Raw genomic sequence first — 19,562 nt, forward strand, 5'->3', positions numbered from 1 at the left:
GCTGCATGACCACTCTGCCATCCAGCCAATCAAGGTGGACTATATTAGCAAAAATAATTTAAATTACAAGTCATTTTTAGCTAAATTCAGGTTATTTATTGGCTGATAACAATTAAACCTCTATTCAAGGCTGTTTTAGTGTTTTGGGCGTCATCGGCAAGCGTCAACTTACCGATAAATCACCAGACAACCGTGAAAGATAAAAATCGTACTTTATACAAACTCTTTGTTTTCACTTTTGGCTTTTTTGATATCGCGGTAAGTGGCAGTACAGATTAATAAGAGTACGGCAAGCGTAATTGCTGGCCAAATTAAAATATAAAAGCCATAGATAAAGACATTGTCCATGATAGCTCCTTATAGTATTAATATTTGTTTTGCGGCTGATTAAAAGCCAACCAGCCACAAACACAAACTGTTTTATTTAAGATCTTCAGGTGAAGGTATGTTGGCTTTCTTGTCGTAGTTGCCGACGCGCTCATTGATTAAGTCGAAATCGAAGCGCTCATTACCCATTAGACTGAGTATGACACAAGTGATGGTACTAGCACCATAAGCGGTTAATGAAGCGAGTAAGACCATATATTGACGTAGGAACCCAGTGGCGAATATTAGCATCAGTACTAGCGTAATGGCCGCTGCACCCATACCAATTTTGCGTCCCAAGAATCCGAACACCATTAGCCCAATAACAACAGCTGCACCAACGCTAGCCAATATTTCAAAGAAGAAAGCAACAAAGCCTGTGATTGGTAATAGCTCAAAGCGAACCACACAGAACATCAGTAGGCCGACGATTACGGCTGCCGTAAAGGCTGTATTGGTTACTCGGTTCCAAAAGACGCTGGCAATAACAGGGAATACAACAGCACCCCATAATGCACCAACAAAGACCAACATGACCAGAATATCGAGTTTGAAGCTAGCAAAAATCAGACCAGCAGCAGTGGCGACAATCATAGTGATACGACCGACTAACATCATGGTCTTAGGTTTAACTCGACCATTAGCGATGTTTTTACCATATACATCGGCCATCATAATTGTAGATAGTGCTGATAAGTCAGAATCAGCAGTCGATGATAATGAACCAATAACCAAGATAAAGAACAGTGCAATAAATACAGGATGTAGATAGGTACTGACCATCTGAGGAATCAGATTATTCATATCGCCATTAAGTGGCTCGATACCGATAGTCAAGGCCATAAGCCCGATCATACCAAGACCGATAACAATACCAGCGTAACCGACAGTAGCAGTGATGAACGTGGCTTTAATCTTGGTTTTATCAATCGCGAACAAACGCTGAGTAATGGTTTGGTTACCGATAGCGTATGCTAAGACCGCGACAAAATATGGCGCACCTTGATTAAAGAATGCTTCAGAGGAAAAGAAGTCTTGTTGTTCTAACGTTAGGTTAGAGAGACCGCTTACCATGACTTCAGGTCCACCCATCGCAAATAGTACTGATGGGATGATAATGATACCAATCGCCATTAGTGCGACCAACTGTGCAAAGTCGGTGAATACTGATGCACGGAAACCTGAGGTCAACGTATAGCTCAGTACACCGACACCCGCAATGATGACACCTGTTTGGAATGATAGAGGCGATAGTACCGAGACCAATGCACCAGCAGCAGTGAAGTTGACCATCAAGCTAATTAAGCTGCCCATAAGGTTGGATATGGCTAAAATTAATTGGCTTGATGAGCCATGGCGGGCATGGATTAGCTCACCTAGAGTATGACCATCTGGTGCGAGCTCGCGGAAGCGCATGCCAAAAGGGTAGATGAACAGAATCATCAATGCGCCCCAAAACCCGTAATGTATCGGTCCTGATACGCCATATGTGTAGCCGGAAGTGGCAGCAGCATAGAAGGATGCGGCCCAGATCCAAGTAGCAGTCATACTGGCTGCTCCCATACCAAAACCAACACCATGACCTGCGACCATAAAGCCTGAGGTCGTTTCCTTATCCTTTTTGATGAGTAAGGACAGAAGATAAGTACCACCATAAAACGCTAACAATAATAAAATTATGGTTAACGATGAAAACTGGAATAATGAATCAGTATTCAAATTCATACCTCGCATTTATTTTAAATAAAAGTTTATTGGGATATCTCTAACCAAAACTGCTAATAGTTCAAAATGGTTCAATGAAGCCTACTTAATTCAAGGGTGCAACCCTCAAGATGCGTCTATTGATGGGTTTTCCATCACGCTGTTAAGTGGCGAAACTCGATAATAACTGGATGCTATAAATGCCAACATAATAAGCATATATAACAAGACTGCTTAATGAGACTACGGATAAGCACTTAGTCATCTAACGATGACGTTAGCTATAATTGACAGCCTGATAGGCTGAAACACATATTCAATCGAGTCGTTCTTTTAACTCATTGTTTTGATGGACGTATCATTTGTAGTCTGAGTATTACCTATGTTGCTGACTGAAATATCAGCAACATAGGCGTAATATTTATAAATATAAACTACAGCTGTGTTAATTATGTGTTACAAAATCGTGCTGCAAGGGTAACCTATTATCTAACTAACCTCAAGTATATCCGTGAAATAGTCGGTTCTCGATGTCTGAGGGGCGCTAGAGGTCGAGGTCATAAGTCTGAAGACAGCGTTGGGTCTTTAGCGGATTTTGAAGAAAAGAGGGTAGAAGTGAAGGCTAATAGGTGCAAGTGGGGAAGAGGGTGAGATATCTATAATGTTACCAAAAGAGACATTGCCAAAAAACAGGTTGGCAAAGAACGGGTTGGCAAAAAAACATAAAGCTAAGCGATGCATAAGGCGTGTATCAACTTGAAGAAGATGGCTTCAATGAGTTGAAAATGGCTAAGTACCTGAATAATAAGTGACTCGATTGGCACGCAAAAATCCAGCCAAACCCAGGTTATAACGATCTGCGATGCGTACAGCGGTACTGGTCGGAGCAGACATTCCAATCAACCAAGGTATATGACCACGAATGGATTTTTGTACCAGTTCGATTGATAAGCGTGATGTCATTAATACACTATTGCTGTGTGTTTTATGACGAAGTTGCCAACCGATCAGTTTATCCAGCGCATTATGGCGACCAACGTCTTCAAACAGATGCAACTCTTCGCCTTGCATGGTCGCTGCAGCATGTACCGCACCTGTCAATTGATGCGTATGTTGCATGATATCGACTTGTCGTCGCATCTCTAATAAATAGTCCAGTTCTGGCATGTTAGATTTTACTCGTTCGGCATCTTGGCGATATATACTCAAATTAGGAAGCGCCTGTGTCAATCCTGTAATGCCACACATGCCGCAGCCAGTACGTCCTGCTAGCTGTCGTTTTTGCGCTTGAATATGCTGATGACAACGTTGGTTGAGTACCAAATCTACCACGTAAATATCATAGTCTCGCAGTTGGGTGATGCTTTCGTTAAGAGTATTTAAATCGGCGTCATCGGTGTCTGCAGTTTTGGTAAATAGCTGGTAGCTGGCGTCATCTGTCAATTGAGTGACCTCCCAGTCAAGCAGGTCATGGCCGTGCTGTATCAGGCCTTCACTGTACAAGAAGCCAAGAGCTAAATACTCAAGCTGGTGAGGGCTCGCCATCAGTACCGCATAATGGATACCATTGATGACGATGGCGACAGCCGCTTCTACCGCTAGACTGGCTGGTTGGTTTTCGATTTTAACAGGCGTCTCGTTAGCCTGCGTTCGAGCATGGTGAGGTAACATATCTGATGAGCGGTAGTGCTTTTGAGCCTGATGCTGACGAGCAAGTGGCGTCGCAGATAACGCAGATAAATCGGTCGGCTCACACGTAATCTCGGCTACAGATTTATCTGTGGCGTGGTTGTTATCGTTAACATGACTTTTCACTACCATATGCACCCATCATATTGTCTTATACTGTTTGGTTTACCGTATTGCTATTGCCACTGCTATTGCTATGCGGGATTGATCGTCTTAGTTTCAGCAGTGATACGTTCTAAGGCAACAGTGGTGGATTTATAAGCTGGTATGTGTGAGTGTGGTGCATGCGTGTCTAGGTCAAATAAATCGTTACACTCAGGGTAGTAGGCGGCTACAGCGTTGGAAGCGATATCCATCTCAGTCAATATCAGTGGTCCTAGTGTGCGTGGCCGAGTGGTGCTGTTTACACTACTTGGATTGTCTTGCCGTGACACTATGATGCTATCGCCTTTTTGCCAGCCTAAGCGGCTTATCTCGTCTGGATGCATAAACAGTACATCGCGGCGATTGGTTTGGCGATAGCGGTCTTGATAGCCAAAAATCATGGTGTTGAATTGATCATGGCTACGGACACTGGTCAATTGCCAGATTTTTTGCTCGTTGTTTTCATGGTTATTAACGCCATTAGACTCACTTGGCTCGTTTCTTGAGAAAGAGTTGGCTTGCGCCATTTTGGCAGCAACATAGGTAATCGGGTATTGCGGCACTTCAAACTGCGCTTTGCCGCTGTCTGTGTTCCAAACGTGATGGCGTGCCGGATGGTATAAGTGAAAGCCTCGTTCAGTAGTACGAATACGCTCGTTAAAATCCTCTAGACCATCAATCGCTTGAGCGATATAGTCGCGAACAATGTCAAAGTCTTCACTCATTGCTTGCCAAGGAATTGAGGTGTCAGCCCCAAGTACATGAGTCGCAATATTTGCCACGATTTGGGCTTCAGACTTTAGTGTGTCGCTGATAGGTTGGAGCTTACCTTGAGTACGCACAACTTGACACATGGAGTCTTCGACAGTAGCAAACTGCTCACCTTTGGCAGTAGTGATGCGCTCAGTACGCCCCAAGCAAGGCAGTATCAGGTTGTTTGCGCCTGGGTATAACATGGTTTCATTGAGCTTGGTACCGACGAAAATATTGAGTTGAGTGGTGGTTAACGCTTGTTGTATGGCACTGGTGTCAGGCGCGGCAACGGCATAATTACCACCCATACCCATGAAGGCTTTAATCTTACCATTGATCATCGCTTTTGCCCCTGTGACCACATCAAAGCCGTCTTCTTGTGGCATAGGGCGTTCAAAAACACGTTCGAGGCTATCAAGCAGGTTTTGGCTAGGGCGTTCATGGATACCCATCGTGCGATCCCCTTGCACGTTGGAATGCCCTCGAACTGGCGATGCACCTGCGCCATCAATACCAATCATCCCCATCAATAGCAGTAAGTTTGTGATCATGGATACATTATCGTCACCTTGCACATGTTGGGTAATGCCCATACCCCAGGTGCAAGTTGTCGCTGGACTGGCCGCAACCAGTTCGGCAACACCAATAATGTCTTCTTGTGAGATACCACAGCCTAGCGTGATGTCTGCCCATGACTGCTTTGCTAGCCACTGATGTAAAGGCTCAAATCCAGAGGTATGAGTGCTAATAAAGTCGTGATTGATTTTATCGTTTTCAGTCAACCATTTAGCAATGCCAGTCAGTAGCGCAGCATCACCGCCGATCTGAACTTGAATGACCTCATCGATGACAGCGCTGCTTTGCGCGGTTGCCATATGCATGGGGTTTTGTGGGTTTTTAAATTTGTTTGAGCCTTGCTCTCGCATGGGGTTTATTGAGATAGTACGGCAGCCTTGTTCATGAGCATGGGCAAGTAGCTCAAGCATACGAGGGTGATTGGTCGCAGGGTTTTGCCCAAACATCAATATCAGTTTGGCTTGGCCAAAATCTTCTAATTTCACCGTGGCTTTACCAACGCCCAGTTGTTTGCTAAGCATCACAGAGGTTGGCTCGTGACACATGTTTGAACAATCTGGCAAGTTATTTGTACCAAAACAGCGTACGAATAATTGATACATAAAGGCAGGCTCATTGGTAACTCGACCTGAGGTATAAAAGAGCGCTTCGTCGGGGGAGTCAAGCTGTCCCAACTGGATAGCGATAATCTTATAAGCTTCTTCCCAAGCTATGGGAATATAGCGGTCTTGCGTTACATCATAATAAACGGGCTCTGACAAACGGCCGCTATGTTCTAACTCATAACCTGACCATCCTTGTAGCTCGGTGACGGTATGTCTGGCAAAAAACTGGGCATCTGCTTTACTGGTCATCGTCTCACTGGCAAGAACTTTGATACCGTTTTCACAGACATCGATAGATTTATGTGATTTGTGATCGGGCCATGCGCAGCCTGGACAGTCAAACCCACCGTTTGGTTGATTGCTTTTGAATACACTGGCGCTACCGCGTGAAAAAGCTTGATAATCCATGAGTGTGCGTGTAGAGGAAATCAACGCAGGCCAGCCGGCGGCGGGATGGTTATAGATAGGAATTTTGCGCATGACAGATCCTCAAAAATAAGCAGTTAATCTAATAATTAATAACTATATAACGGAGCGTGTGAATATTGTAGAACTATTAACTATAGATAACAAAAAAACCTTTAAGAAAAATGCAGATTCTTAAAGGTTTAGATGATTGATTTACATCAACACACGATGTGACATCATATTTGGAACGTAGATTTTAATAACGGGCATCTTTGGGTTTTTTTCCAGAAGGCCAGTCATTTACTTTACCAGGGAAGTCAGGACGAGGCTGATGGGTAAAGTATTGTGCCACATCTACGGCATCTTGATCACTCAGCACATTACCATGACCCCATAGGCCTTTGGTCTGAATCCCCATTGGCATGTTGTACTTAACAAAAGCCGCTGCTTTATAGGTACGCGCCATGCCAGCACCTATATTAAATGATTCGTCACCCCACAGTGGAGGAAAGACAATGTCACCACGGCTGTCTTTGATGCCTTCGCCATTATCACCGTGACAGGAGGCGCATTGAGCTTGGTAAATTTTTTCGCCACGCACCGGGTTGGGTATCAGTGAGCTGTTGATTTCCCCTGCATTATTGATATCGACCTTTTGATCTCTAGGCGTGTTTTGCGATAACCATTCCATGTAAGCCATCATCGCTAGCATCTCAGGAGACTCTCGATCTAAAGGTTGACCATTCATAGAACGCTGAAAACAACCGTTAATACGTGCTTCTAAATCGACTTCTGTCCCAGAACGAGGCATCACGCGTGGATAGGTGTTATAGCTATTAATATATGGATCGCCCAGTGGTACTTTGCCCTGCGAGATATGGCAGCTATTGCAGTTCATTTGTGCACCCACATGCTCTGGTAGCAAGCGCTTTGTTTCGTTCAATAAGCGCTTTCCATAGAATATCTCATCAGCGTTTGGTTCATCAGTGATGGCGGTATCTTGCGGCAAGGTATAACTGCCGATATCTTCGTTAGCATCATCAGCTGTGACCATATTGAACTCTGGAGCATTGCGCTCTGCAGGCTCAGGGCTTGAGCAGCCGTTTATACTCATGACACCTATGCTGAAGGCACAAAAAGCAAGGGTTGGTAATTTAAATGATAATCTGCTCATTAGTTTGCTCCTTCTTCTGTAGCATCAATGCTGAGGTCTGGGGCTATGTCGGTACTGGTCTTTGGTTTTTTGGCAAGAAATGCCCGCATTTTGACCACGTCGTCGACATTGATTTCTGGTGCTTGGTTGGTCCAGCTGTTGCGCACATAGTTGACTACTTCAGCCACGTCAGCATCACTTAAGTTGGAAAACTCGGGCATGGTAAAGGCCATTCGGTCATGTTCAGTTTCAGGCATCCTGCCGCCGCTGAGCGTAATTTGTAATACTGAATCTGCTTTATTAGAGTAAATCGCGCTATTGCCATCGAGAGCAGGGAATATACGTGCGACGCCTTGACCATCAGCGCGATGACAAACTTGGCAGTATTCGGCATAGAGTATGGCGCCGCGTGAATCATAGTCGCCATCAAGCAGTTTTTGCGTAGTGATGTCTTTTTTCTCTGAGAGTGTTTTTTCTTTATTCGGAGCAGGTGTTAGTGTTTTTAAATAAGAGGACATAGCATTGATATCGTAGTCAGTCATGTATTGCGTACTGTGTTCGACTACTTCGGCCATCGCACCAAAGGCAGCTGTGGTGTCTGTGCGTCCTGTTTTAAAGAAGTCATTTAATTCTTCGGTTGTCCAAGTACCAAGTCCGCGATGTTCGCCACGTATACTTTTGGCGCGCCACCCATCAATGACAGCACCGCTCAAGTATTCGTCAGAATCAGCATTGCTCAAAGCGATTTCTTGAAAACCAATCCCGCGATCTGTATGACAAGAACCACAATGACCAGGGCCTTCGACTAAATATTGACCACGAGTCAATAGCTCATTGTCTGTCTCCGGGACAAAATCACGCTTAGGATCAAATAAAACTTGCCAGTATGCCAATGGCCAGCGCCAATTTGCTACTGGTGGTAACTCACTTTGGAGATTGGGCTGATTGACAGGTTCGACATCAGACATAAAGAAGGCATACATAGCAGCCACATCTTCATCAGGCATCAGCTGGTATGAGGGATAAGGCATAGCAGGATAAAGTGCTTTGTTGTCAGGGCTTACGCCATGTTTGACTGCATTTTTGAAGTCATAAAAACTGTAGTTGCCAATGCCTGTTTCTTGGTCGGGGGTGATATTGGTAGAGTAGATGGCGCCCAGTGGTGTCAGCATTGGTAGGCCACCAGCATAAGTCTCACCTTCTAAGGTGGTATGACAAGCGACACAATCAGCAGTACGTGCAACATATTCGCCTTTTTTGATTAAAGCGGGGTCGGTAATATCGACCTCTGTATTGCTATTGCTGGTGCGCATGTTTGGTAATATTTGCCCAATGATATAGGCAGCAGCCAGTCCGAGAATAGCTGCTACGATAATAATCAGTGACCACTTTTTCATAAGTTCACCCTCGATAAATAACGATTCCATCTCGCTGTTGGTCACGTCAATGAATGATTGTTCGTGAGTTACGCTGATGTATGCCTGCAAGTTAATGTTACAGTACTATTACTCAGTATAGGCCAGTGGTTTATATAGCGATATTGTGGAAAACCACATTATTAATATGGTTTTAGTTTATAATGTGGGTGTTGGTGGTCTGAGGGGAAGTGAGTTTTATGTACGAAGGGTCTAGAAACTGGACGGTCTTTGCTGTTTTTTCAAAACTTACCCCGTTTATTCTTGTAGCATGGTTTACATGGTCAGTTATGCTTAAGGCACAGGCCGAGACTTATTATTTGGGGGTATTGGCGCCGCAAGGCGAGATAGCAGCGCAGAACCGCTGGCAGCCATGGCTCGATCAGCTGAATGCTCAGTTGTTAGACGACACAGTGGTATTGGTTCCATTGGCGCTTGAAAACTGGCAGCAGCAAATTGACGCTCAGCAGTTTGCTTTAGTGCTGGGCCCGCAAGTACAGTTTATAAAAATGAGTACCACCAGGTGGCGTTGGTTGGCAACTTTACAAACAATGACGAGCTCCTCTGAACCAACGCTGTCGGCTGAGAATAAGGCAGATGGTTTTAGTGTCGGGTTTGGTGCTCAAGAGTCCCCATCCCATCACTCTTCAACCGTTCAGCTTGCCAATCAGTTTAATGAAATACCTGAGTCAATGGAGCAACATGCGCCGAGCGCGATGGAAGAGGTTGCCAGTGCTTTATGGGTCTCTGCTGATAGTGGCATTTATCATTTGCAAGATTTGCAGCGTCGTACAGTTGCTGGGGTCGATATTGATGCCTTTGGTGGGTATTTGTTGGTTGCACATTTGTTGCAGCAAAACGGTATCGCGCCAAATAACTATCAAATGCAGTTCATGGGTTATCCTATTGAGCGTACTTTACATGCTTTGGCCAGTGGCAAAGCAGATGCCGCTATCGCACCCCTGTGTCTCATGGAGGAGATGGATCGGGAAGGTAAAATCAATAAACAACAATATCGCTTGCTGCATCCTGTTGAGACCAACTCAAGTTGCCAATCTTCAACGTCGATATATCCAAATTGGACGTTGGCAGCGACTGAGCAAGCCCCCGATGCTTTGGTACGGCAAGTCAACCAGCATGTGTTTTCTTCGGAGCAAATGATTAATCCAGAGGAGGGTCTACGTTGGTTACCTCCAGAGTCAAGTATGGATGCTGAGCGTGTGCTCTATGATATGAGCAGCCATCCAGCACAGAAACCGTTGAGTACTCATCTGATTGATTGGGTACAAGCCCATCGTTTATCGGTCGGGATATTTGTTTTTATCATTCTGATATCGACAGTTAACTACGGTTGGATGAGCTGGCTAGCATGGCGACGGCGTCGAAAAATCCTACAGCAAAACCGACTCATTCGTGACTATGATCAGCAGTTACGGCAATCCGAACGTTTTGCTGTCGTCGGCGAGATGAGTGGCGCTATTGCTCATGAAATCAATCAGCCATTGGCGACCATACAAAACTATGCACAAGGCTTATTGATACGCAGCGAATCATCGATACCGAGTGAACAGTCGACTGCTGGTAAGCAACATGAGCAGCATCACCTCGAAAGTCAAAATAACAAAACGACAGTCAATGCCTTACGTCAAATTGTACATGAGACCGAGCGAGTGGCGGCAGTAGTGAGCAATATTCGCCGCTGGGCTGGGCGCTCACAAGTCAACCAATCCAATGAGGTTAGTGTCGATATCATGGCGACCTACCGACAATGTGTTTTATTACTGGGTGAAAAGGCTGCAAATATTACCTTTTGGCTGGCAAGTGAGTATCAAGACGTCACTTTGCCATATTTACTATTAGATCAGTTGCTCATGAATTGTATGACCAATGCTGCTCAGCAAGGCGCTATGAATATTGTGTTACATGTCCAAGCAGAGAGGCATCATGATAAAGAATGGTTGGTGCTGCGTATCAGTGATGATGCAGGTGGTTTTGAGGCAGAGCAGTTGTCTCAAAACCACCTGCAGAACAATGTATCCAGTCATTATGCGACCCGGTCGACCAAAGCAGGTGGTCTTGGGTTAGGACTTATGATCTGTCAGCGACTGTGCAAGTCGATAGATGCTAGGATGCAGCTAAATAACATCCAAGCTGAATCAGTTTTTGATAAAGTCCGTGTGTTAAAAAGTGACCAGAAATATCGTCAGTATAGCCGCTTTAAACGCATGCCAAGCGGTAAGACTCAGGAATTGCCAGTCCATGCCAGTTATCAGGGGGCAAATGAGCAGGGCGCGCAAGTCTCTTTTGATTTGCCATTAATTTCAGCCACTAGGAATGACACTCAGTAAAGTCAGACACTAAACGCTCTTGGCATCCCATTTAGATGACTATCGATTGAATTGAAGACAAGCCCAAATATAAATATAAATCTAAAAGGTTAAACATGACTTCTTATCACATTACTCCTTATCACATTGAAAATGAGCAGGAATGCAGGCAAGACAGCTCTGAACAATCAGCTAATAAGGATAGGCCAACGATGATGACGCGAGAAGCATTGGTCATACATATCATTGACGATGAAGAAAGCGTACGTATTTCCTGCGAGTTTCTGCTTGATAGCTTGGGACTGCCGACGCAGGTATGGTCGAGTGCCACCGAGTTTTTGCGGCAAGTTGATATTCGTAGTTCGGCCATCATCATCAGTGATTTAATGATGCCAGAGATGAGTGGTCAGGCACTACAACGACATCTGAATAAATATGACAGTCCCATGGCGCTTATAGCACTGACAGGAACTGGTGAGATTGGTGATGCCGTCAGTATGCTGAAACAAGGTGCCGCTGACTATTTAGAAAAGCCAATAAGTAGTCAGCGTTTGCAAGAGGCTTTGGTGCGCGCGCAACGACTAACCCTCGATCGCGTCCAGCTTTGTACCATTAAAGCGCTGTATGCCCAGCTGACTGATAAAGAAAGACAAGTAGCTGATGAATTGCTACAAGGTAATATCAATAAAGTAATCGCTGACCATCTGGATGTCTCTGTACGCACCATAGAAGTACATCGCTCGCAAGTTATGAAAAAGATGCAAGCTCAGCATGTGAGTGAGTTAATTCAAAAACTGGTTATGCTAGATATTTAGTATTTAACTTAAAATCAAACTGTCATCTTCCACTTTTTCCCCTCGCGTTTGTTCAAACATATCGAGTAGATCGTGCACAGTCATGCCTTTACGGGTTTCTCCCGCTACGTCTAACACTACTTGTCCTTGATGTAGCATCACAGTACGAGTGCCATGTGCTAGGGCTTGCTGCATAGAGTGTGTGACCATCATGGTGGTGAGCTGATTGTCGGTGACAATTTTGTCCGTCAGCTCTAGCACAAAAGCGGCAGTCTTGGGGTCAAGAGCGGCAGTATGCTCATCTAGCAATAAAATTTTAGATGGTTGCAGTGAGGCCATGAGCAGACTGACTGCTTGACGTTGACCGCCAGATAAAAGCCCCATACGGTCAGTCAGACGATTTTCCAAGCCTAACTGAAGCACTGACAGTTTTTCTCGAAATAAATCACGGTTATTCTGATTCAGAGCGAACTTCAATCCGCGTTTACCACCACGTTTATAAGCCAATGCCATGTTTTCTTCAATGGTGAGCGACTCACAAGTGCCAGCCATTGGGTCTTGAAACACACGAGCAACCCAATGAGCGCGCTGATGTGCTGTTTTTTTAGTGACATCGATACCATTGAGTAAGATTGAGCCACTATCGACACGTGTGGTACCACTGACCGCATTCAAAAAAGTTGACTTTCCTGCGCCGTTGGTACCGATAACGGTGACAAACTCACCGTTGGCAATGTTGAGGTTGATACCACGCAAGGCAGGGTTTTCGATCGGTGTGCCTGGGTTAAAGGTCAACCGCAAATCTGTGGCTTGCATCATAATCATTATTCCTTATTGTCTCTTCAAGCTTATTTTGCTGCGCTAGCTGTGGGTAGGCGCAATGTTGAGTGCAAGATTAGGCGCGAACTTTTCGAGATAAAAACTTGGTTTTCGCCTTTGGCAATACCAGTGCTAATACCACGAGCAGGGCAGTAATCAGGTTCAAATCTTGCGGACCAAAGCCAATACTGCGTAGCGTATCACTCGATAGTGCGACCTGAATAAATAGCTTATAGAGCACAGCGCCAACGATGACCGCAAAAGTGATCAACCAAATACGTTTGGCAGGAATGATGGTCTCGCCGATGATGACGGCTGCTAGACCAATGACAATCGTACCAATGCCGATAGAGATATCTGCACCACCTTGGGTTTGCACAAATAGTGCACCCGCCAGTGCAATCAGGCCGTTAGATACGGCCATACCGATGATGGTCATCCATGAAGTATTGATGCCTTGCGCCTGTGCCATTCGAAGGTTAGAGCCAGTCGCGCGCATGGATAAGCCCGTTTCTGTATTATAAAACCAATCTAAGAACAGCTTGGCGAGTAACACGACTGCACCGATAATAAGGCAGCGCATCCAAAAGCCGTTGTCATCGGTTACCAATGAGCTGAATACTGTGGTTTCACCAAGCAGTGGTAGGTTTGGTGCTCCCATGATACGCAAGTTCACAGAATACAATGCGACCATGACCAAAATACTGGCAAGCAACTGCAAAATACCTAACTTGACATGTAGCCATGCTGTGACAATGCCAGCGACTGACCCTGCCAACATCCCAAAAGCACACGCCAACCATGGATTGATGCCAGCAACGATAGAAATACCTGCGACCGCGCCACCTAACGGAAAGCTACCGTCAGCAGTTAAGTCAGGAAAGTCGAGCGTGCGAAAAGATATCAGCACGCCAAGTGCTACTAAGCCGTAAATCAGACCACTTTCAAGCGCACCAAAAAAAGCAATTAAAGACATAAGAGATCAGTAAGTCATAACCAAGTGTTTAGCGCATCGCACCGAAATGGTGGCATCGATGTGGGTGCATGGCAGTTGTTACTGCCTTTTGCAAGCTAAACAGTTGAGCGGTGAATTTAACAGATTACACAATCTGCGGTTAAGGTAAACCAAAACATGTCACGATGTAGGGTATTCATAAACTACCTTGGTTTAAAGCGCCGTTGCAAGATGTTTTCATACTCAGTATGCAAATATCTTCAAAAAGCTCTTATTAAATTAGAACCAGTGTAAACAAGAAACCCAGACTACTGACTCATAGCTGGGTTTCTTGTATCAAACGTATGCAGTCTAATCCATTATAATATCTGGAAGCGTCACGTGCAGCATGATATACATGTATCAGCGCTCGGCAGCCTGTCAGTACATTAAAGTTGAATTGACGATAGCCTCGCAGTATAAGGTAAACAACAGTTAGCAATTAATAGTGCTTTTTAATACTGTTTTTTTGCCTGTGGCAGCTATTTTTTAAGTGCAATATTAAGGGGCGTTATTCTACCACTTCTTTGGCTTTATCGATAACTTCTTGTGACAAAGTAATGCCTTCTTCTTCAGCGTGTGTTGGGCTGACATATAAATCTAGCGATTGTGGGGTATAAACAGGGATAGCGCCTGCTTCTTCACCGTTTAAAATACGCACGACGATTTTGCCTGTTTCGCGACCTAGATCGTAATAGTTGACCCCTAATGCAGCTACTGCACCGCGTTCAACTGAGCTAGTGTCTGAAGCGACCAGTGGTATTTTACTTTCTCTAGCGATTTGGTAAAGTGACTCATAGGCTGATACCACATTGTTATCAGTCGAGGTATAGATCATGTCGACCTTGCCTTCAAGGCTACGAGCGGCCATCGCGATGTCATTACTACGTTGGGCTGGTGCTTCATGTACGTTGATGCCAAGCGGTGTTAGTTTTTCTTTTAAGTTTTGCAAAATGATGGTCGAGTTGACTTCGCCTGGGCTATAGACGTAACCGACATCTTTTAAATCAGGGATTATTTGGCGCATCAGCTCGATTTGTGGCTCATACGGTAAGGCATCAGACGCACCTGTAACGTTGGTGCCTGAACCATCAAGTTTGGGTACTAGTTTGGCAGCTACAGGGTCCGTCACTGCTGAAAAAACCATCGGAATGCTGCTGGTAGCTGCAGCGACAGATTGTGCAGATGGTGTGGCGATAGCGACGATGGCATCAGGCTCATCAGCGACAAATTGTTTGGCGATCTGTCCTGCTGTTGCTGTATTGCCTTGTGCACTTTGGAAGTTCACAGTTAGGTTTTCACCATCGGTAAATCCAGCGTCGCTGAGCTCATCGATGACACCTTCACGTACATCATCTAGTGCTGGATGTTCAACGATCGCGGTGATAGCGACTGTCTTCATAGCAGTAGCGTCGCCAGAGGCTGTGTCCGCGTCATTGGCGTCTTGTGCTGACTGGCTGCAGCCGGTCAGAACGGCAGTGCAGACACCGCCCAGTAGTAGGGCCTTGCTAAAGTTAAAATGACCGAAACGGTTTTGGTAAAACATAACTCTCACTCCTAAAAATAATAATGTGTCCGTACATTATTGAATAGATGAATACATGGTCAAGCCAGATTGGTTACTACCAGCTGTCTATTACTCATTAGCGGCTTGTGCTTCGTTATCAACATTGATGGCATTTTCTAATAGCTCGTTGCTCAAGCTAACGCCTTGCTCAGCGGCGTGCGTCGGGCTTGCGTACAATGTCAGAGTGTTCATGACTTCAGGGCTGATGGTATTGACTGCTTCACCACTTAGCACCCGATACACCATTTTTCCAGTGGTGCGACCAAAGTCGTAGTCATTGACACCTAGGGCGGCAGTAGCACCACGGCGTACACTGAATTCGTCTGAGGCGATTACTGGAATATCCAGTTCGTTAGCAGCACCCGCCATCGCTTCGAAAGCCGATACCACGTTGTTGTCGAGCGAAGTATAGATCACATCAGCACGACCAGAGAGACTGCGTGTCGCCATGGCGACGTCTGTCGGGCGGTTGGCAGTCACGTCTAATATTTCAAGCCCACGTGCTGGTGCTGCGGCTTTCAATTGATTCAACACAACCACTGAGTTGACCTCGCCAGGGCTATAAACATAGCCAATAGTAGTGGCGTCAGGCGCAATCTTTTGGATATTATCTAATTGTGGTTCGATAGGGAGCTGGCTAGATAGCCCTGTTACATTGTCTTGAATAGGTACGTTATCGTCATTTATGAGTTTGGCAGCAACAGGGTCTGAGATAGCGGTATAAATAACAGGCACTGTGTTGGTCGAGGCCACCACTGACTGGGCAGAGGGCGTTGATATAGCCACGATAGCATCAGGGTTGTCACCAGCGAACTGCTTGGCAATCTGTCCGGCTGTTGCGGTGTTGCCTTGAGCGCTTTGAAAGTTGACGGTTAGGTTTTGACCTTCGACGTAGCCGTTGTCAGACAACTCATCAATGATGCCGCGACGCATGTCATCTAGTGACGGATGCTCGACGATTTGAGTGATAGCTAGGGTTTTGGCGGGCTTGTCGCTATCCGCTGTAGCGTTTTCGTCAGTCGCTGCAGTATTGGTAGCGTCTGAGCAGCCTATCAGGCCAAGGGTACTGATGGCGCCAATAGCAACGCTGCACAGGCTTAAGCGTAGAGTAGAAGTAATGGTCATTATTATCTGGCTCATAGGTTAGAGAATGCAGGTTAGCCGAATGACAGCAGTATCAGTTCTGTGATGTCAGTTCTGCGATAGTAGGCTAACATTGGGGTGATCAATTCTGTGATCATGATGGCTATATTATGACAGTAATGTAACTTATCGCAATAAAAAATTAAGGCGCTTTCGTCATAGTCATGTTTGGGAGAGCTGCCTATAATTAATATAAATGTTGCTTCATGTTCTTTCTCATAAATAGTGCTAACTACGCCCATAATATGTGAGTGTTAAATAATCGTTATTAGCTAGTATCTTAGTGCAATAAAAAAGATGCCACTTAGGGCATCTTCTTGTGTATTTGAACGCTCAACAAACGCTAATCAAAGACTCGCCATAAACTACGAAATAGCCAGCCAATTACATGAAAAGGAATCTCTAATATATCTATAAAGTATGACCAATCCCATATACTCGAAGGCTCTAAACGACCGCTGCGTCGCGAGCGTCTTATATCCGCAGTATACATGAATAGTAAGGCGCTAAAGACACCACTACCGATAGCTATCCAGAGTGCGGTCGTATCTGCTGTAAAAAACCAATAAGCGAGTAAACCCAATGCCAAATAAAAGAGAACATCTGCCAACAGCCTAAGCAATACCAAGACTGTTCTCCTTTATTCAGCAAGATAATTTGTTCAGCAAGATAGTTATGCAAATTAGGTCAGCTCTTTTTAGGAAAATGTATCTTATGCGAGTACGTCACCAACCACACAAGCATCTGGCAAAGTGACAACGGTCAGTCCAGTCTTTGGATCGCCAGTGGAGAGTACCATGCCTTCAGACACGCCAAATTTCATTTTTCGTGGCGCAAGATTGGTCACACAAACAACCTTTTTATCGACCAATTGCTCTGGCTCATAAAACTTACGAATACCGCTAAACACATTGCGTGGTTTTTCTTCGCCGACGTCTAGGGTGAACTGCAAAAGCTTGTCTGCGCCTTCGACATGGTTACAGGCTACGACATGCGCTACTTTCATCTCGACTTTAGAAAAGTCGTCAATGCTGATGTAATCAGTTGGTTCAGCATCATTATCGGTGGTTGTTGCTGACTTAGTGTTTGCATTAGCCGCTGGCGTGTCAGTTTGAGCGAGCGATGCTTTTGAGTCTTCGACCATGGCTGCGAGGTCTTTTTCCTCGATACGCTGCATCAGCGGTTTGAACTTATTGATTTTGTGGCCTAGCAACCATTGGTTACGGCTGCTAAAGCTGAGGTCATCAATATTTAAGAAGTCTTTCGCATTGGCAGTCAGTTCAGGCAACACGGGTGCCAGATAGACCATCAATTGACGGAAAATATTGATTGCCACGGAGCAGACGTCTTGGACTTCTTGCTCAGTGCCTTCCTGTTTAGCCAACGCCCACGGTTTTTTGCCATCAATATATTCATTGGCTTTGTCGGCACATTGCATGATTAGGCGCATGGCAAGTGAGAATTCGCGATTTTCATAAGCCGCAGCGATTTCATCACCTGTTTTGGTGATGTCTTCCAATAATTTGGGCTCGGCACACACTTCTGAGAGCATACCATCATATTTTTTGACGATAAAACCAGCACTGCGACTGGCGATGTTGACTACTTTGCCGACCAAATCAGAGTTAACTTTTTGCATAAAATCTTCTAGGTCAAGATTGATATCTTCAACCTTATCTGACAGCTTACTGGCAAAGTAATAACGTAGGTACTCTGGATGCAAATGCTTGGCGTAAGTTTCCGCTTTAATAAACGTGCCTCGCGATTTGCTCATTTTTTCGCCATTAACCATCAGAAATCCATGAGCAAAAACACCGGTAGGTGTGCGAAGCTCACTACCCGAAAGCATGGCAGGCCAAAACAGCGCATGGAAATAAACGATATCTTTCCCGATGATGTGATACACCTCAGTTTTATTCTCGTTTTCTTGTGCCCAATAACGGTCAAAATCAAGCGCGTTTTCTGTGCCTGCACGTTTATCGCATAAGTTTTTAAAGCTGGCCATGTAGCCGACCGGCGCATCTAGCCAAACATAAAAATATTTGTCTGGCTCATCGCTTGAGGTGTCTGGGATCTGAAAGCCAAAATAAGGCGCATCGCGAGAGATATCCCAACTGGTGAGACCCGCGTCAAACCACTCTTGAAGCTTGTTTGCCACAGATACCTGCAAGCGATTGTCACTACGCGTCCAGCTTTTTAAGAACTGCTCAAATTCTGGTAAATCAAAGAAATAATGCTTTGAAGTTCTTAGGACTGGCGTGGCATCAGAGAGGGTGGAGTATGGGTTTTTTAGTTCAGTGGCATCGTAAGTGGTACCGCAGACTTCACAGTTATCACCGTATTGATCAGCAGCGTCGCATTCAGGGCATTCACCTTTGACAAAGCGATCAGCCAAAAACAACTGTTTTTCAGGATCGAAAAGTTGTTCAACATCTTTGGTGCTGATGTGACCGGCATTATTCAGACGGCGATAAATCAGCTCAGAAAAGTGCTTATTTTCTTCTGAATGTGTGGTGTGATAATTATCAAAATCAATTAAGAACTTATCAAAATCAGCTTCATGTGAGGCTTTTACAGAGGCGATTTGTTCTTCTGGTGTGACACCATTATCTTCTGCTTTAAGCATGATTGCTGTGCCGTGCGCATCATCGGCACAGACATAAGTGACCTGATGGCCTTGGGCTTTTAAGGATCGTACCCAAATATCTGTTTGGATATATTCAACAAGATGGCCTAAATGAATGTAGCCATTGGCGTAGGGAAGGGCACTGGTTACTAAAATCTCACGCACAAAATCACCTATATTTTTATAAAAGGGGGTTGTTATCAAACGTCGACATCTTTTTTGGGGTCATTGCCACGACATTATCAAGATTAAAACCACTAGGGCATATCCTTCATTCAAACAATAGTCATCTAAATGGCTCAAAAATGACCAAATTTTGCCAAACACCGTCAAGTAGCTATCAAATAGCTGACTAATATTTCGATACTACTCAGTAGTATCTGCATAATAGTATCTGCGCTATTTTCTTTGTTTGACTGCCATTTATGTCATTTGTATTACCATTTTTAAAATGAGGACACTCCCTAATAAATGGTTAA

13 protein-coding genes are annotated in these 19,562 nt (G+C 44.9%); 2 read left to right on the forward strand and 11 right to left on the reverse strand.

Annotated features, from left to right (window positions below; all coding sequences use genetic code 11):
• Positions 1-213 precede the first annotated feature (213 nt).
• From L0J61_RS01580 to L0J61_RS01605, 6 genes are all read right to left on the reverse strand, one after another.
• A complete protein-coding gene (locus L0J61_RS01580; protein WP_301464569.1) occupies positions 214-348 on the reverse strand; it encodes a putative transporter small subunit in 135 nt (44 codons plus the stop codon).
• 72 nt (positions 349-420) lie between these two features.
• Entirely contained in the window at positions 421-2,091 is a 1,671-nt protein-coding gene (locus tag L0J61_RS01585; protein WP_301464570.1) for a sodium:solute symporter family protein, read from the reverse strand.
• Positions 2,092-2,859: 768 nt separating this feature from the next.
• Positions 2,860-3,891 (reverse strand): formate dehydrogenase accessory sulfurtransferase FdhD, encoded by a 1,032-nt coding sequence (fdhD, locus tag L0J61_RS01590; RefSeq protein WP_301464571.1) that lies wholly within the window; start codon positions 3,889-3,891, stop codon positions 2,860-2,862.
• A 62-nt stretch (positions 3,892-3,953) separates the two neighbouring features.
• Complete coding sequence (locus L0J61_RS01595) at positions 3,954-6,317, reverse strand: FdhF/YdeP family oxidoreductase (RefSeq protein WP_301464572.1); 2,364 nt, start codon at positions 6,315-6,317, stop codon at positions 3,954-3,956.
• A gap of 184 nt (positions 6,318-6,501) precedes the next feature.
• A complete protein-coding gene (locus L0J61_RS01600; protein WP_301464573.1) occupies positions 6,502-7,419 on the reverse strand; it encodes a c-type cytochrome in 918 nt (305 codons plus the stop codon).
• Positions 7,419-8,795 (reverse strand): cytochrome c, encoded by a 1,377-nt coding sequence (locus tag L0J61_RS01605; protein ID WP_301464574.1) that lies wholly within the window; start codon positions 8,793-8,795, stop codon positions 7,419-7,421. Before L0J61_RS01605 ends, L0J61_RS01600 begins: the two co-directional genes overlap by 1 nt.
• Before the next feature lie 308 nt (positions 8,796-9,103).
• Between L0J61_RS01605 and L0J61_RS01610 the strand changes: the two genes are divergently transcribed.
• Both L0J61_RS01610 and L0J61_RS01615 read left to right on the forward strand, forming a co-directional pair.
• Complete coding sequence (locus L0J61_RS01610; RefSeq protein WP_301464575.1) at positions 9,104-11,161, forward strand: PhnD/SsuA/transferrin family substrate-binding protein; 2,058 nt, start codon at positions 9,104-9,106, stop codon at positions 11,159-11,161.
• 95 nt (positions 11,162-11,256) lie between these two features.
• Positions 11,257-11,955: a response regulator transcription factor gene (locus L0J61_RS01615; RefSeq protein ID WP_301464576.1), complete on the forward strand. Its 699-nt coding sequence runs from the start codon at positions 11,257-11,259 to the stop codon at positions 11,953-11,955.
• 3 nt (positions 11,956-11,958) lie between these two features.
• Here L0J61_RS01615 and L0J61_RS01620 read toward each other — a convergent pair whose 3' ends face one another.
• From L0J61_RS01620 to metG, 5 genes are all read right to left on the reverse strand, one after another.
• Positions 11,959-12,753: an ABC transporter ATP-binding protein gene (locus tag L0J61_RS01620; protein ID WP_301464577.1), complete on the reverse strand. Its 795-nt coding sequence runs from the start codon at positions 12,751-12,753 to the stop codon at positions 11,959-11,961.
• Between the two features lie 76 nt (positions 12,754-12,829).
• On the reverse strand, positions 12,830-13,729 hold the full coding sequence (locus L0J61_RS01625; protein WP_301464578.1) for an ABC transporter permease: 900 nt from the start codon (positions 13,727-13,729) through the stop codon (positions 12,830-12,832).
• A gap of 529 nt (positions 13,730-14,258) precedes the next feature.
• Positions 14,259-15,293 (reverse strand): ABC transporter substrate-binding protein, encoded by a 1,035-nt coding sequence (locus tag L0J61_RS01630; RefSeq protein ID WP_301464579.1) that lies wholly within the window; start codon positions 15,291-15,293, stop codon positions 14,259-14,261.
• 90 nt (positions 15,294-15,383) lie between these two features.
• Positions 15,384-16,439 carry an ABC transporter substrate-binding protein gene (locus tag L0J61_RS01635; RefSeq protein ID WP_301464580.1) on the reverse strand — a complete coding sequence of 352 codons (1,056 nt, stop codon included), beginning with the start codon at positions 16,437-16,439 and terminating at the stop codon, positions 15,384-15,386.
• Positions 16,440-17,169: 730 nt separating this feature from the next.
• Entirely contained in the window at positions 17,170-19,248 is a 2,079-nt protein-coding gene (gene metG / locus L0J61_RS01640) for a methionine--tRNA ligase (protein ID WP_301464581.1), read from the reverse strand.
• Between the last annotated feature and the right edge of the window lie 314 nt (positions 19,249-19,562).

Origin of the sequence: Psychrobacter sp. (genome assembly GCF_030457785.1) — a bacterium.
Taxonomy (GTDB): domain Bacteria; phylum Pseudomonadota; class Gammaproteobacteria; order Pseudomonadales; family Moraxellaceae; genus Psychrobacter.